Here is a 14,927-nt window from a genome sequence, read left to right as displayed (position 1 = left end):
CGAATAGACCCGATGCATACTCCCCCAGCCCCGCCCGCCCGCACCGTCATGGCCCCCGATAACGTGCAGATCGCCACCTACGAGTTCGGCGACCCGGATGCCCCCACCGTGCTCGCCGTGCACGGCTTCGCTTCCAGCGCGCTGGCGAACTTCCACGCCACCGGCTGGATCCGCGACCTGGTGCGCGAGGGTTACCACGTGATCGCGATCGATCAGCGCGGGCACGGGCAGAGCGACAAGCCGCACTCCGCCGACGGCTATTCGATGGACCTGCTCGTCACCGACGTGCTCACGGTACTCGACACCTTCATGCTCGACGAGGTCGACTACGTGGGTTACTCCCTCGGCGCCCGCGTGGGCTGGCACGCCGCCCGCTTCATGCCCACCCGCATCGACCGTGCCGTCTTCGGTGGCATCCCCGACGGCGACCCGCTCACCCGGTTCCGGGTCGACCAGGCGCTGGCCCTGGTGCACGACGGTGTGCCGGTGACGGATGCCCTCACCGCCGCCTACCTGAAAATGGCCGGCGCCATCCGCGACAACGACCTCGAGGCACTGATCGCACTCGTGGAGGGTATGCGCGACGGCCCCCAGCCGCACGCCGCGAACGCGCCCGAGCAGAGGGTGCTCTTCGCCACCGGCAGCGAGGACCGCATCCTCGAGGCGTCCCGCGCCCTGGCCGAGGCGACCCCGCGCGCCGCGTTCTTCGAGATTCCAGGCCGCAACCACTTCAACGCGCCCACCTCCCGCGCGTTCCGGGATGCCGCGATCGAGTTCCTGGGCCTGCCCGGCTCCCACTGAGCCCGCACACGGGTCGTCGAGGCGCTGTAGAAAATTATCGGTGATTTCGCAAGAACTTGCGTAAGCTCGGGCTCATGTCCAGACGACTCGCCGAAGTAGCTCGCAAGGTCGGCGTCAGCGAGGCAACCGTCAGTAGGGTTCTCAACGAGAAGCCGGGGGTGTCGATAGCGACCCGGCAGGCCGTGCTTTCGGCCCTCGACGTGCTCGGTTACGAACGACCGACCAAGCTTAGAGGCGAGCGCGCCCGCCTCGTGGGCCTGGTGCTGCCCGAATTGCAGAACCCTATCTTTCCGGCCTTCGCCGAGATCATCGGAGGCGCCCTCGCCCAGAACGGGTATACCCCCGTCCTGTGCACGCAGACTGCCGGCGGCATCACTGAAGCCGACTACGTCGAACTCCTCCTGCAGCAGCAGGTGTCAGGAGTGATCTTCGTCGGCGGGGCCTACATGCAGCAGGGTGGCTCGCACGAGCACTACCGTCGCCTTCGAGACCTCAATCTCCCCACAGTGCTCGTCAACGCGCCCATCGACGACTTCGGTTTCGCCACGGTCTCCTGCGACGACACGGCCGCCATCGACCAGGCATTCGCACATCTGACCGAACTGGGGCACACCCGGATCGGCCTCCTCCTGGGCCCGCGAGACCATGTTCCGTCTCAGCGCAAACTGGCCGCCGCGCAGCGCGCCATGGCCAGGACCGGCGGACATCTCGACGACGATCATGTCGCCCACTCCCTCTATTCCCTGGAGGCCGGGCAAGCGGGGGCAACCCGGCTGCTTCGGTCAGGCGTGACCGCGATCGTGTGCGCCAGCGATCCGATGGCCCTCGGCGCGATCCGGGCAGTGCGCCGGGCGGGTAAGAACGTTCCCGGCGACGTATCGATTATCGGCTTCGATGACTCGGCGTTGATGTCCTGCATCGAACCTCCGCTCACGACGATCCGCCAGCCGATCGAGCACATGGGCCGCATGATCATGGAGCTGCTGATCCGCCAGATCAAGGGGGATTCGGCGTCCACTGAGGAGTTCTTCTTCGAACCTGAACTCGTGGTGCGGGCGTCGACAAGCCGCCCGCACACGTGGAACTAACCTCCGCCGACGCACGCAATCGGTGCAAATCCACGCAAGCGACTTGCCGTTTGTAGAAATTTTGCATCATCTTGTCAATAAAGCTACGTTTCAATAGTTGCCAACGCAGGTGACTCAGGTTGCCGCACAATCGGCCTATTGAGACGAGTACGAGCAGTGACGCTTCCCGCAGCATCCCCCGACCGCCGCACGGTCGTCTCCGACGATCTCTGGTGGCGGAGCGCGGTCATCTATCAGGTCTACGTGCGCAGCTTCAGTGACGCCAACGGTGACGGCACCGGCGACCTCGCCGGCGTGCGCGGCCGGCTCGGCTATCTCAAGCAGCTCGGCGTCGACGCCCTCTGGTTCAATCCCTGGTACCCGTCACCCCTCGCCGACGGCGGCTACGATGTCTCCGACTACCGCAGTATCCACCCGTCATTCGGCACGTTGGGTGAGGCCGAAGCACTCATCCAGGACGCGCTCGCCCTTGGCATTCGCACCATCATCGACGTCGTCCCCAATCACGTCTCCGATCAGCACCCCTGGTTCCAGGCTGCTCTGGCCGCCGGCCCTGGCTCCCCGGAACGCGAGCGCTTCTGGTTTCGTCCCGGTCGCGGCATCGACGGAAACGAACCGCCCACACGCTGGCCCTCGAACTTCGCGGGCGACACCTGGACCCGGACGGTGAATCCCGACGGCACCCCCGGCGAGTGGTACCTGCATCTGTTCACCCCCGAACAGCCCGACCTCAACTGGACCCATCCGGATGTTCACCGCGAGCACGAGGAGATCCTCAAGTTCTGGTTCGACCGGGGTGTGGCCGGGGTGCGCATCGACTCGGCCGCTCTGCTGGTGAAAGACGAAACACTGCCCGAGGTGCCGCAGAACCCCGCGCCCGGTGAGCACCCGAACACCGACCGCGACGAACTGCACGACATCTACCGCAGCTGGCGCGCTATCGCGGACTCGTACGAGGGCACTCGCGTGCTCGTCGGCGAAATCTGGCTGCCCGACGTTGACCGCTTCGCCCGCTACCTGCGTCCCGATGAACTGCACACCGCGTTCAACTTCGACTTCCTCGCCCGGGCCTGGAACGCAGCCGAACTTCGCGAATCGATCGACATCACCCTGACCGCGCACGCCCCAGTCGGCGCACCGAGCACCTGGGTGCTTTCCAACCACGATGTCACCCGACCGGTCACCCGGTACGGACGCGAGGACACGACGTTCGCGTTCGCGACCAAGCGGGCCGACACACCCACCGACCTGACCGTCGGATTTCGCCGGTCTCGGGCTGCGGCGCTGATCACGGCCGCCCTGCCGGGCTCGCTCTACATCTACCAGGGTGACGAACTGGGACTGCCTGAGGTTGAGGACATCCCCGTCACGCTTCGTCAGGACCCGATGCATTTCCGTTCGCTCGGCGTCGATCCCGGCCGCGATGGGTGCCGGGTGCCGTTGCCGTGGTCAGGTGACGACGCACCCTTCGGGTTCAGCCCCGACAGCGCACAGGTTCCCCCCTGGCTCCCGCAGCCGGCCGAGTGGCGTGGCCTCACCGCCGAAGCCCAGCAGGCCGATCCGTCGTCCATGCTGCGGCTGTACCAAAGCGCCCTGCGGATCCGGTCCGACGATCCCGATCTGGGCGACGGCCGATTCGCCTGGCTGCCCGGTGCAGCTGACGTCCTCATCTTCTCTCGAGGCGAGAGATTCCTCCTGATCGCAAACCTGGCGGCGGAGCCCATCGCGCTACCCGACCACGAGTACGTGCTGCTCACGAGCGAACCGCTCGTCGACAGACTGCTTCCCTCCGACTCCACGGCCTGGCTCCAGGTTTCCGCCGGCGCCAACGAGAACTCCGACCGGGCGCACCACCCGGCCTGAGTTATCAGCATGTCCCCAGTCACACAACGAAAGGAACAGACAATGAAGTCACCAACAAAGATCGTCACCCTCGTGGCGGTCACGCTCGCGGGAGTCGGGCTGCTCTCCGGCTGCACCGCGAACGCCGCCGACAGCGACGGCACAACAACCATCAAGGTGGTCAGCCTCATCCCCGGAACCGAGCAGGCCGCGTTCGACGCGTTCGACGCCCAGGTCGCCCAGTTCGAGAAGGCCAACCCCGACATCAACGTCGAGGGTGTCGAATACGAGTGGAGCGCGCCCACCTTCGCCGCGCAGCTGGCCGGCGGCACGCTTCCCGACGTGTTCCGCATCCCGCTCACCGACGCCAAGACGCTCATCGCCAACGGGCAGCTCGCGGACATGACCGCACAGGTTGAAGCCCTGCCGTACTTTGACACCTTCAACCCGAGCGTGCTCAGCAACGCCCAGGATGCGGACGGCAACATCTTCGGAGTTCCGCGCGAAGCCTACGGAATGGGCCTGCAGTACAACCGGGCGCTCTTCGTGGCGGCCGGACTCGACCCTGACGCTCCGCCGACCACCTGGGATGAAGTGCGCGAGTACGCCAAGATCATCGCCGACAAGACCGGTCAGGCCGGCTACATGCAGATGACCCAGAGCAATACCGGCGGTTGGCAGCTGACCGCGGCCACTGTGGCCCGTGGCGGCGCCATGGAGGAAGTGGCCTCGGACGGCACTGTCACCGTGACGGCCGACAACCCTGCCACGAAGGAGGCCCTCACCTACCTCCAGGATCTGCGCTGGACCGACAACTCCATGGGCAGCAACTTCCTCTACGACTGGGGCACCATCAACCAGGCGTTCGCCGCCGGCCAGATCGGCATGTACACCGGCGGGTCCGACCTATTCACCTCGCTCACCCGCGAGAGCAACATGGATCCGGCAGACTTCGGTCTCACCGCGATCCCGCTGACGGATGCGAAGGACGCCGGAGTTTTGGGCGGCGGCACGCTCAACGTCGTCAACGTGAAGGCCGACGACACCGTGAAGGATGCGGCCATGAAGTGGATCGCCTTCTACGACCTGAACAAGCTGGTCGACAAGGATGCTGCCTTGCAAGACGCACAGACGCTCGCCGAGACCGACCAGGCCGTTGGAACACCCGCTCTGCCGGTCTTCGATCAGGCCACTCTCGACCAGTCCCGTGAGTGGGTGAAGGAGTACATCAACGTGCCCCAGAACCAGGTTGCCTTCTTCGCCGAGGGCAACGTCGGCCGTACCATCGTGGGCGAGCCGTCCGCGCACACCCAGGAACTGTACGGCGCTCTCGACACCGCCGTGCAGTCCGTGCTGACCGACAAGAACGCCGACATCGACGCCCTGCTGGACACCGTCAACACGACGATCCAGCCCCTCGTCGACGCCGACTGACCTCTTCCAGGTCAGACCCGAATCAGCCGGCGGGGATCTCGCATCCCCGCCGGTCGGATCGGCCCCCATTTTCTTCTGAGCACTGCCCCGCTCCCCGAGACCGCCTCGCCTTACCTCCGCTCACGAAAGACGACGATGACCGCACTGGATGAACGCCCCTCCGTAGTGGATCCGCCCCAACCGGCTGCGGCCACTAGCCAGCGACGTCGGCCGTCCACCCCGCGCACGTGGCTGCGCAACGGCGGGCTCAGCAACTTCTTGTTCCTCGTTCCGATGCTGCTGATCTTCGGGATGTTCTCCTGGTATCCCATCGTGCAGTCGTTCGTGATGAGCTTCCAGAAGACCAACCTGGTCACGGCCCCGAGCTTCGTGGGGCTGGACAACTTCGTCAAGGTGTTGCAGGACCCCCTGTTTCTGACAGCTGCGCAGAACACGGTTTGGTTTGCCATGCTTGCCCTGCTCTTCGGCTACCCGATCCCACTCATCGCTGCCGTGCTGATGAGTGAGGTGCGCCGGGCCAAGGGCCTGTTCAGTGCCCTGGCCTACCTACCTGTCGTGGTGCCCCCTGTGGTTGCCGTGCTCCTGTGGAAGTTCTTCTATGACGCCAGCCCGACCGGTGTCTTCAACAGCATTCTCGCCATCGTGGGAATCGGCCCACAGCCTTGGATCCAGAGCATCACAGCTGCGATGCCCTCGCTGGTGCTCGAAGCTACCTGGGCGGGTGCCGGCGGCACAATCATCATCTACCTGGCCGCGCTGACCGGGGTCGCCCCCGAGCTCTACGACGCCGCCGAGGTCGACGGTGCCTCCATCTGGCAAAAGATCTGGCACATCACCCTGCCGCAGCTGCGCGGCATCCTGCTCATCACCCTGATCCTGCAGGTGATCGGGACCGCCCAGGTGTTCCTCGAACCCTTCCTCTTCACCGCGGGCGGTCCGGCGAACTCCACAATCACCGTGCTGTTGCTGATCTACCGCTACGCCTTCCAAAACAGTCTCGGCGGCGATTATGGCGCCGCCACAGCGTTGAGCCTGATGTTGGCGATCTTCCTCGCCGTCCTGTCCGTGGTCTACTTCCGCCTCACCAAATCCTGGAGCCAGAATTGAGCAAGACAAAGATCGAGGATCCCGAAGACCGCGGGATCGTCTCCGTCGCCGATTGGACCAAGCCGCGCATCCGCCACACCATGCGCGCCAGCCACGCCGTGCTCCTCGTCGTGCTCGCCGTATCCGGGCTGGGGCCGCTGCTCTGGCTCGGCAAGGCAGCGCTCACGCCGACGCAGGACACCCTGCGCACCCCGTTGGCGATCTTTCCCAACGGCATCGAGTGGCAGAACGTGGTCACCGCGTGGTCCACGATTCACCTCGACGTGCAATTCGCCAACACACTGTGGGTGGCAGCCGGGTCGTGGGCGGTGCAGATCATCGTGGCGACAACTGCCGGCTACGCCCTCTCCATCCTCCGTCCCAGATACGCGGGGGTGCTCAATGCCCTGGTGCTCGGCACACTCTTCGTGCCGAGCGTCGTACTGCTGGTGCCGCTTTACCTCACGGTTCTCGACGTGCCGTTCGTGGGCATTTCACTCATCAACACGTTCTGGGCGGTCTGGCTGCCGGCCGGCGCCAGCGCCTTCAACGTGCTGCTCGTCAAGCGCTTCTTCGACAACCTGCCTCGCGAGGTCTTTGAGGCCGCGCGAACGGATGGCGCGAGCTCCTTTCGATTGTTCTGGTCGATCGTGCTGCCCATGTCCAAACCCATCGTGGGAGTCGTGTCGGTGTTCGCGATCATCGCGGCCTGGAAAGACTTCCTCTGGCCCTCGCTCGTGCTCATCGACCCGTTGGTGCAGCCGCTCTCGGTGCGACTGCCCGCGCTGCAGCAGAGCATCGAACTGGGCGTCTATCTCGCGGCACTGGCCATCTCCAGCATCATCCCGATCCTGCTATTCCTGGTGTTCCAGCGCATGTTCCTACGGGGAGCCGGCCTGGGCGGAGCGGTCAAGGGTTAGGTCGGATCAGCTGGCCGGCAGACCGCGGCCTGATGCCGGGCTCGGGCCCGAGGCCGTTAGCTCGGCTTGGTGGCCTTGATGATGGCGCCGTGCATCTGCGGGGCCACCTCGTGGGTGAAGTCCACGCTGACGTCGGTGAAGCCCGCCGCAGCCAGCGCCAACCGGTACTCCGCGTCGGAGAGAGCCCCGGCAATGCAGCCCGCATACGATCCGCGTTCGATGCGTTCGCTCTCGCTGAGCTGGTTCTCGGCGACCACATCGGAGAGCCCGAGCCGGCCGCCAGGCGTGAGCACCCGGAACATTTCCCGCACGACGGCGTTCTTGTCGGCCGAGAGGTTGATCACGCAATTGGAGATGATAACGTTCACCGTCGCGTCCGCCAGCGGAATATCTTCGATGAAACCCTTGAGGAACTCGACGTTCGTGGCGCCGGCCCTGGCGGCGTTCGCGCGGGCCAGGGCGAGCATTTCGTCGGTCATGTCGAGCCCGTAGGCGAACCCGGCGGGGCCCACCCGGCGGGCGGAGAGCAGCACGTCGATGCCGCCGCCGGAGCCGAGGTCGAGAACGGTCTCGCCGGGGCGCAGGTCGGCCACCGCGGTCGGGTTGCCACAACCGATGCTGGCCAGCATGGCCTCGTCGGGCACCTCGGCAGACTCCGCGCCGGTGTACAACGCCGAGCCGAACACCGCGCTGGTCTCCAGCGGCGTGCCGCAGCACGAGCCGCCACTTACGTCGGTGACCTGCAGGGCCTGCGCGGCGTAACGCTCCCGCACCTGCTCGGTGATGGCGGACTTCTCGGTCGCGGTCTTCTCGGTCATGGGTGATCCCATCCCTGCTCCATATAGACGGTTATCGATATAGCCAGTATGGAGGGAAGATCGACGCCCGTCAATCGGGCCGCGCCGGGCAACAGTTAGGCCGGTGCCGCGAGATGCGGACTCGGTCAGCGGGACGGGATGCGGCGGTATCCGTCGCTGCCAACGGCCACCAGTGTGCAGACGACACCGATGGCGGCCAGGGTGACCAGTACCGCACAGGCGAGGACGATCATCCGGCCGCGCTCCGGGACTCGGACGGCGCAGGCACCGTCAGGCCGGCCGCCGAGGAGGCCGTGCGCGCCGGATCCGCTGGTGCGGGCGGCGCGATGCGGGCGGCATACGCGCGCGCCGCGGCGGACACCGGGGTGCCCGGCGCGGTGAGCGGCGACGTCTCCGGCGCCAGGGCCGTCAGCCGCAAGGGCAGTACCCCGGCCCAGACGGTGAGGTCGTCGCCGTCATCCACCGCCTCGGAGGCGCCGTCCGCGCGCACCTTCACGCTGGCCTCGTCCAGGGGCAGCCACAGTACGAGCGTCGCGGCGAGCTCGCGCTTGGTCATGTCGCGCACCTCGGCCCATCGGCCGGGCATCAGGTGGTCGGAGACGACGCGCATCGCCTCCATCTTGTCGGCATCCGCGACCACCGTGGGCGTGCCGAACACGACCGCGCTGCGGTAGTTCATCGAACTGTCGAACAGGGACCGGGCGTAGACGAGACCGTCCAGGTGAGTCACCGTGACCGAGATCGGGGTGCCGGATGCCATCGCGCGGAAGATGCCGCTGCCGGTGGAGCCGTGCAGGTAGATGGCGTCGCCGCCGCGGCCGAAGCCCATCGGCAGCACCAGCGGCAGGCCGTCGCGCACGATCGCGACGTGGGCGACGAGGGCGTCGTCCAGGATGCCGTACAGCTCGGCGCGGTCGGTGCGCTGGCGCTCGGGGAGACGAGTGACCCGGGTGCCGGCGGTGATGGGCAGGTCGCCGGTCGCATCGTTCCGGGGCTGTATGGAGTGGGGCATGCTACTAGGATCGGCTGCAGAGTGGATCAGCAACAGGGCCACTTCTGGCCACTTCGACTAGACCGGTTGCGCTGGCGCCGCTGAAGTTTCTCCACACGAGACGAGGAACCCGATGAACGCACATGAGCTGCCCATCGTGCTCGATCGCGCGTCGGAGCTCCCCCTCGCGGCGCAGCTCGCCACGGCACTGCGCCGGGCGATCCTCGGCGGGATCCTGCGGCACGATGAGGCCCTGCCATCCACCCGCGCCCTCGCGGCCTCGGTGCGGGTGTCGCGCGGCACCGTGGTCGCCGCCTACGACCAGCTCGCCGGCGAGGGCTACCTACTGGCGCGTTCAGGCTCGGCGACCCGGGTCATGGTGGAGCGGCACGGAACCGAGCCGGCCGCCGGCCGTGGCCTGGACGCGGCGACGATCATCGGCATAGACCTCGATGGACGCGCCCTCCTCCGCACTCCTGGGACAACCGCGGCCGTCGGCGCACCCGCCTCGGCGGAGCCAGCGCCCCCGCAACCTCGCTCCCTCACGCTGATCGACCTGGCCCCCGGGCATCCGTCGACCCGAACCCTCGTCGACCCGGCGTGGACCGCCGCCTGGCGGGCCGCCGTGGCGGCATCCGGACGCAGCGACTCGCCGCCCTCGAGCGGCACCCTCGAGCTGCGCAGCGCGATCGCCGAGCACGTGCGCCGGGCGCGAGGACTCGCCTGCCGGCCGGATGACGTGATCGTCACGGCCGGCACCAGCGACGCCCTGGCCTGCATCGGGCTGGCGCTCGCGACACGAGCGAGCGGAACTGCCGGCGCTTCGACCCGGGCACCGCGCATCGCCGTCGAGGATCCCGGCTACCCCACCGCCCGGCGGGTGCTGCGCCGGGTGGGGGTCGAGCTTCTGCCGGTGCGCACCGACACCGACGGCATCGACCTGGCCGAGCTCGCGGCGCGCACGCCGACACCCCACGCCGTTCTCGTCACCCCGAGCCACCAGTACCCGCTGGGCAGCAGTCTCTCGGTGCAGGGCCGGCTCGACCTGCTCGACTGGGCCAGGGCGTCGGATGCCGTGGTCATCGAGGACGACTACGACAGCGAATTCCGCTTCGACGCCATGCCGCTGCCGGCCGTCGCCACTCTCGACACGTCGGGTCGGGTGGCGCTGGTCGGCAGCTTCTCCAAGACCGTCACGCCGTGGATCCGCTGCGGCTACATCGTGGCCACCGGCGACCTCGGCGCGGCACTGCGCGAGGTGCGGGACGACCTCGGGCCGTCGGTGTCGGGGGTGCAGCAGGCGGCACTCGCCCACTACCTCGACAGCGGTGGACTGGCCCGCAACGTCACCAGGGTGCGCCGCGAATACGCGCACCGGCGCGCCCTGGTGATCGACAGGCTCGGCGCGCTGCCCGGAGTGCGACTGGCCGGCCTCGACGGCGGCCTGCACGTTGTGGTGCGCACCGACGGGGTCGCCGGGGCGGATGCATCCGCTCTCGTCGCCCAGGCCGCCGCCCGCGGGGTGCGGGTCGCGTCGCTGGCCGACTACGCTGTCGTCGACCGGGGGCAGCGGGGACTGGTGCTGGGCTACGGCGCGCCCACTGACCTTGAGCTGGGCCGCGCGCTCGACGTGCTCGTGGAGCTGCTCACTGCGCCGACCGACGACTGCTGATCGGCGGCGTCCCGCGCACGTCGCGACCCTTACGTTGGTCGAGCTTGTCGAGCCCTCGCAGGCCGATCTCGGGGACGCACCCACGTGGCACGACACACACGCACGTCACCGGGTCTCCTTCGACAGGCTCAGCACGGCGTCGACAAGCTCGACCAACGGGCCGGGAACATACTCGCTGATCACAGCAGTTTCAGCTTGCCTTCAGCGGCGTCGGCCAGACTGGCAGCGGCGGCCGTGTGGCCGACCGACTGACGAGGGGGCCGGATGCGAGTCCTGGTGGTGGAAGACGAGGCGCGGCTCGCGACCGGGCTGAAACACGGCCTCGAGGCCGAGGGCTTCGCGGTCGACATCGCCGGCAGCGGACCGGATGGGCTCTGGTTGGCCCGCGAGAACGAGTACGCGGTCATCCTGCTCGACATCATGCTGCCCGGGCTCAGCGGCTACCGGGTCTGCGAGACCCTGCGCACCGAGAAGAACTGGACCCCGATCCTCATGCTCACCGCCAAGGACGGCGAATGGGACCAGGTCGAGGCCCTCGACACCGGTGCGGACGACTACCTCACCAAACCGTTCTCCTCCGCCGTGCTGCTGGCCAGGATGCGTGCCCTCATCCGCCGCGGCACCGGCGCCCGCCCCACCGTGCTGCGGGCCGGCGACCTGCACCTCGACCCCGCCACCCGCGCGGTGACCCGGGGCGAGACATCCGTTGACGTCACCGCCCGCGAGTTCGCGGTTCTGGAATACCTGATGCGCAATCTGGGCACCGTCGTGAGCAAGCGTGACGTGCTCGACAACGTCTGGGACTACGACTTCGAGGGTGACCCCAACATCGTGGAGGTATACGTGCGGCACCTGCGCAACAAGGTGGACCGGCCCTTCGACCGGGCCGCGATCGAGACCCTGCGCGGCGCCGGCTACCGGTTGGCGGCCGACGGTGGCTGAGCGGCGCCGCACCCGATCGCTGCGCGGCCGGATCACCCTGGTCTCCACCGCGATCGTGGCCGTCACCCTGGTCGTGGGGGCCGTGCTGTTCGCGCTCGTGCTGCGCGAAGCGCTGCTGGACGAGGTGCACACGGCCCTCGAACGCGACCTCGAGCAGATCGAAACCGAGCTCGATACCGGCAGCGGCGTCGGCGGCCTCGACACCGACAACGACGATGTACTTTTCCAGATCACCGACGGCTCCGGCGCCCTTCTCGCCGGCAGCGAGGCGCTCGAGGGCCGGCTGCTCAGCGTTGACGACGGCGACAACGCGCAGATCATCCGGGTGCCCGACGACGACACCGACTACCTCGTCGTGGCCGAAAAACAGCACGATGACGTCACCGTCGTCGCCGGACGCTCGCTGGAGAACGTCGACGAGGCGGTGGCCACTGTCGGCACGCTGCTGGCCGGGGCCGTGCCCCTGCTGACCGGGATCGTGGCTCTGCTCACCTGGATCGTGGTGGGCCGGGCGCTGGCCCCCGTCGAACGCATGCGCCGGGAGGTCGACGCTGTCACCGCCACCAACCTCGACCGGCGCATCAATGACCCCGGCCGCACGGACGAAATCGGCCGGTTGGCGCACACGATGAACAGCATGCTCGACCGGCTCGACACCTCCCAGCGAGCCCAACGGCAGTTCGTCTCGGATGCCTCGCACGAGCTCCGTTCACCGCTCGCGTCGCTGCGCCAGTACGCCGAGGTGGCCCAGGCGCATCCCGACCGGGTCAACCTCGACGACCTGTCCGAGGCCGTGCTCGACGAGGGCGACCGGCTCGAGCGACTCGTGGCGGGCATGCTGCTGCTGGCCCGGGTGACCGAACGCAGGGCCACGGCGACCGGCACGGCCGTGGATCTGGACGACCTGATGCTCGCCGAGGCCCGCCGGCTTCGCGACACCATGGCCCTCAGCATCGACAGCACCGGGGTGGGCCCGGCCCGGGTGCACGGTGACGAGAACCTGCTCGGGCAGGTGGTGCGCAACCTCGTCGACAACGCCGCCCAACACGCCTCCGGACGGGTGAGCCTGTCACTCGGCCCGGTCGACGGCCAGGCGCTGCTGGTCGTGGAGGACGACGGCCACGGGGTGCCGCCCGGCGACCGTGACCGGGTGTTCGAGCGCTTCGTGCGGCTGGACGAATCCCGCGCCAGGGCATCCGGAGGCACCGGGCTGGGCCTGGCGATCGTGCGGGAGAGCGTGCTTGCGCACGGCGGCACGGTGCGGATCGTCGACAGCGGCCTCGGCGGCGCCCGGTTCGAGGTCCGCCTGCCCGCCGTTGACGAGGCCTGACTCCGGTTTCTGAAGGGCCGTTCAGCGGGCTTCAGCCTGGCTTCAGCGCTCGCTTGGCACAGTGGGGTCATCAGCCACGGCATCCGTGGGACTCACGAACAAGGGACACACCGTGAAGAAGAAGACCATCTGGATCACCAGTGCCGCCGTTGCCACCGTTCTCGTGGTGGGCGGCGCCGGCCTGGCCATCGCAGACCCGTTCGACAGCCCGGTCGACGCTGACGGCCCGCTCACCGGCAACGCCCTCGACCAGGCCAGTGCCGCCGCACTGGACGCCGTCGGCAGCGGCACGGTCACCGACACCGAGACCGAGACCGGCGGCACTGACCCGAACGCCTACGAGGTGGAGGTGACCCTCGCCGACGGGACCGAAGTTGATGTGGCGCTGGACAAATCCTTCGCCGTGCTCTGGGTCGACGACGAGGCCGGCCGCAGCGACGATGACGGGACCAGCGACAGCGGCGCCGACGACTCGGCCGGCCGCGCCGCTGTCTCCGACGCCGACCGGGACGCCGCCTCGGCCGCGGCGCTCGCCACCCTGCCCGCCGGCACCGCCGGAACCGTCACCGAGGTCGAGCCCAGCGACGACGTCGACCACGCCTGGGAAGTCGAGATCACCCTCGACAACGGCCAGGACGTCGACGTCGAGCTCGACGCGGGCTTCGCGGTGCTCAAGGTCGACGGCGCGCCGGCCGCGTAACGCTGGTCAGGCCTCCGGGTCTCGCCGCCGCCGCAGGGTGGCGATCCACAGGCGTACCAGCATTCCGGTGACGGCCAGCGGCACGCACAAAAGCAACAGTCCCCGACCGAGCGCCGCGGTCCGCTCCAGCTCAGCGGCGGTGTTCTCGACGAACTCCACGTTGAGATAGGCCAGCAGCAGCCCGATGCCGGCGATCGCCGCCGAGACGCCGACGACGACGAACAGGGCGGGCACCCCGGCCGCGCCGCGCCGCAACACCAGCGCGATGGCGTCCGCGATGAACGACAGGGCAAAGGGCAACACCACGCAGAGCAGGAGGACGGCGGCGATGGCGATCATCGGCGCACGGCCGGGGTCGGAGCACGTAACATGGCGCCCCTGTTCTCGCTCGGCAAACGGTCAGGGTCGGTGACCCCGACTGACCGTATCAATCCCCGGCAGGGTGCCCGAGCAGTTGGCACACCCCAGTTCGGGTGTGGTCCTGACGGCGGCGGCAGTCAGACCCGACGGTCAGAGCCAGGTCTGGCGGTGGTCCTCGATGAAGCTACGCAGCGTGGTCGCCGGCCGCCCGGTGAGCCGGCGGATGCTGCGGTTCGGCAGCGCGGTGAGGCGCCGGCGCGCCGCCCGGTACCAACTTGCCTGCGCGGCGATGTCCGGTGCGGTCACGCCCTGCTTCGCGGCCAGCTCGGCGAACTCGGCCTCGGTCGTGGTCGTGTAGCGGATGGGCCGGTCGAGCGCCTCGGTCAGCATCTCCGCGACCTGCGGGTAGCTCAGCGGCTGCTCCCCCGCAAGCGAATAGGACTTGCCCAGGTGACCGGGCTCGGTGAGCACCCGGGCGGCGCACCGGCCCACGTCGGTCGCGTCGACGAACGCGACCCTGGCCCCGCCCGCCGGCAGCACGATCTCGCTGCGCAGGCGGATGTCGTCGCGGTACAGGGTGGACAGGGTCTGCATGAGCACGTCGGGCCGCAGGATCGTGTGCGGCGTGCGGGTGCGCTTGAGGTATTGCTCCACCACGTGATGCGGCGAGCGCGTGTCGAACCGCACGCCCGGCGCCGACAGGAACACGATCTGTCGCACCCCGTTCTCCTCCATCGCCTGGTCGATGAACGGGATGAGGGTTCGGCCCACGTTGCCGATCGTGGGCGGCACGAGCAGGAACACCCTGTCGACGCCGGCGAGGGCGCGCGTCCAGGTGCCGCGGTCGGCGAAGTCGAAGGCGCGCACGCTGGCGCCGCCGCCGCTGCCGGCGTCGCTAGTGGATGCGGCGGGCGCGGTGCCGGGCCCCGCCGCGCCGGCCGCG

The 14,927-nt window shown here is 68.4% G+C and carries 14 protein-coding genes; 10 read left to right on the top strand and 4 right to left on the bottom strand.

Annotated elements, in window-relative coordinates; translation table 11 throughout:
- Nucleotides 1–12: 12 nt before the first annotated feature.
- From E3O42_RS09375 to E3O42_RS09350, 6 genes are all read left to right on the top strand, one after another.
- Nucleotides 13–801, top strand: a complete 789-nt coding sequence (locus tag E3O42_RS09375) for an alpha/beta fold hydrolase (protein WP_134453685.1) — start codon at nt 13–15, stop codon at nt 799–801.
- 74 nt (nt 802–875) lie between these two features.
- Nucleotides 876–1,889 (top strand): LacI family DNA-binding transcriptional regulator, encoded by a 1,014-nt coding sequence (locus tag E3O42_RS09370; protein WP_134453684.1) that lies wholly within the window; start codon nt 876–878, stop codon nt 1,887–1,889.
- Nucleotides 1,890–2,045: 156 nt separating this feature from the next.
- Nucleotides 2,046–3,752 carry a glycoside hydrolase family 13 protein gene (locus E3O42_RS09365; RefSeq protein ID WP_174844248.1) on the top strand — a complete coding sequence of 569 codons (1,707 nt, stop codon included), beginning with the start codon at nt 2,046–2,048 and terminating at the stop codon, nt 3,750–3,752.
- A gap of 42 nt (nt 3,753–3,794) precedes the next feature.
- Nucleotides 3,795–5,165 (top strand): ABC transporter substrate-binding protein, encoded by a 1,371-nt coding sequence (locus E3O42_RS09360; protein WP_134453682.1) that lies wholly within the window; start codon nt 3,795–3,797, stop codon nt 5,163–5,165.
- A gap of 135 nt (nt 5,166–5,300) precedes the next feature.
- On the top strand, nt 5,301–6,272 hold the full coding sequence (locus E3O42_RS09355; RefSeq protein ID WP_174844247.1) for a carbohydrate ABC transporter permease: 972 nt from the start codon (nt 5,301–5,303) through the stop codon (nt 6,270–6,272).
- Complete coding sequence (locus E3O42_RS09350; RefSeq protein WP_241984744.1) at nt 6,269–7,171, top strand: carbohydrate ABC transporter permease; 903 nt, start codon at nt 6,269–6,271, stop codon at nt 7,169–7,171. Before E3O42_RS09355 ends, E3O42_RS09350 begins: the two co-directional genes overlap by 4 nt.
- Nucleotides 7,172–7,227: 56 nt before the next feature.
- Here the strand turns inward: E3O42_RS09350 and arsM are convergent, their stop codons facing one another.
- Both arsM and E3O42_RS09340 read right to left on the bottom strand, forming a co-directional pair.
- Nucleotides 7,228–7,989 (bottom strand): arsenite methyltransferase, encoded by a 762-nt coding sequence (gene arsM / locus E3O42_RS09345; RefSeq protein WP_134453681.1) that lies wholly within the window; start codon nt 7,987–7,989, stop codon nt 7,228–7,230.
- A 229-nt stretch (nt 7,990–8,218) separates the two neighbouring features.
- Complete coding sequence (locus tag E3O42_RS09340; protein WP_166787944.1) at nt 8,219–9,001, bottom strand: pyridoxamine 5'-phosphate oxidase family protein; 783 nt, start codon at nt 8,999–9,001, stop codon at nt 8,219–8,221.
- A gap of 112 nt (nt 9,002–9,113) precedes the next feature.
- Between E3O42_RS09340 and pdxR the strand changes: the two genes are divergently transcribed.
- The 4 genes from pdxR to E3O42_RS09320 all read left to right on the top strand — a co-directional run bounded on the left by pdxR (nt 9,114) and on the right by E3O42_RS09320 (nt 13,624).
- Nucleotides 9,114–10,652, top strand: coding sequence for a MocR-like pyridoxine biosynthesis transcription factor PdxR (gene pdxR, locus E3O42_RS09335; RefSeq protein ID WP_241984743.1), 1,539 nt, complete (start codon nt 9,114–9,116; stop codon nt 10,650–10,652).
- A gap of 264 nt (nt 10,653–10,916) precedes the next feature.
- Entirely contained in the window at nt 10,917–11,594 is a 678-nt protein-coding gene (locus E3O42_RS09330) for a response regulator transcription factor (protein ID WP_134453680.1), read from the top strand.
- The gene (locus tag E3O42_RS09325) at nt 11,587–12,924 is read left to right on the top strand and encodes a sensor histidine kinase (protein WP_134453679.1); all 1,338 of its coding nucleotides are present in this window, start codon (nt 11,587–11,589) and stop codon (nt 12,922–12,924) included. Before E3O42_RS09330 ends, E3O42_RS09325 begins: the two co-directional genes overlap by 8 nt.
- Before the next feature lie 61 nt (nt 12,925–12,985).
- The gene (locus E3O42_RS09320; protein ID WP_134453678.1) at nt 12,986–13,624 is read left to right on the top strand and encodes a PepSY domain-containing protein; all 639 of its coding nucleotides are present in this window, start codon (nt 12,986–12,988) and stop codon (nt 13,622–13,624) included.
- Between the two features lie 6 nt (nt 13,625–13,630).
- Here E3O42_RS09320 and E3O42_RS09315 read toward each other — a convergent pair whose 3' ends face one another.
- Nucleotides 13,631–13,963, bottom strand: coding sequence for a hypothetical protein (locus E3O42_RS09315; protein WP_134453677.1), 333 nt, complete (start codon nt 13,961–13,963; stop codon nt 13,631–13,633).
- Between the two features lie 171 nt (nt 13,964–14,134).
- The coding region (locus tag E3O42_RS09310) for an NmrA family NAD(P)-binding protein (protein ID WP_134453676.1) at nt 14,135–14,927 on the bottom strand (793 nt) is incomplete at its 5' end.

Source organism: Cryobacterium adonitolivorans, from assembly GCF_004402695.1.
GTDB lineage: Bacteria > Actinomycetota > Actinomycetes > Actinomycetales > Microbacteriaceae > Cryobacterium > Cryobacterium adonitolivorans.
This window is presented reverse-complemented; position numbering and strand designations above follow the sequence as displayed.

Coding starts and splice junctions, on each gene's coding strand:
- E3O42_RS09375 (WP_134453685.1), top strand. CDS start 13: ATGCATACTCCCCCAGCCCCGCCCGCCCGCACCGTCATGGCCCCCGAT.
- E3O42_RS09370 (WP_134453684.1), top strand. CDS start 876: ATGTCCAGACGACTCGCCGAAGTAGCTCGCAAGGTCGGCGTCAGCGAG.
- E3O42_RS09360 (WP_134453682.1), top strand. CDS start 3,795: ATGAAGTCACCAACAAAGATCGTCACCCTCGTGGCGGTCACGCTCGCG.
- E3O42_RS09355 (WP_174844247.1), top strand. CDS start 5,301: ATGACCGCACTGGATGAACGCCCCTCCGTAGTGGATCCGCCCCAACCG.
- arsM (WP_134453681.1), bottom strand. CDS start 7,989: ATGACCGAGAAGACCGCGACCGAGAAGTCCGCCATCACCGAGCAGGTG.
- E3O42_RS09340 (WP_166787944.1), bottom strand. CDS start 9,001: ATGCCCCACTCCATACAGCCCCGGAACGATGCGACCGGCGACCTGCCC.
- pdxR (WP_241984743.1), top strand. CDS start 9,114: ATGAACGCACATGAGCTGCCCATCGTGCTCGATCGCGCGTCGGAGCTC.
- E3O42_RS09330 (WP_134453680.1), top strand. CDS start 10,917: ATGCGAGTCCTGGTGGTGGAAGACGAGGCGCGGCTCGCGACCGGGCTG.
- E3O42_RS09315 (WP_134453677.1), bottom strand. CDS start 13,963: ATGATCGCCATCGCCGCCGTCCTCCTGCTCTGCGTGGTGTTGCCCTTT.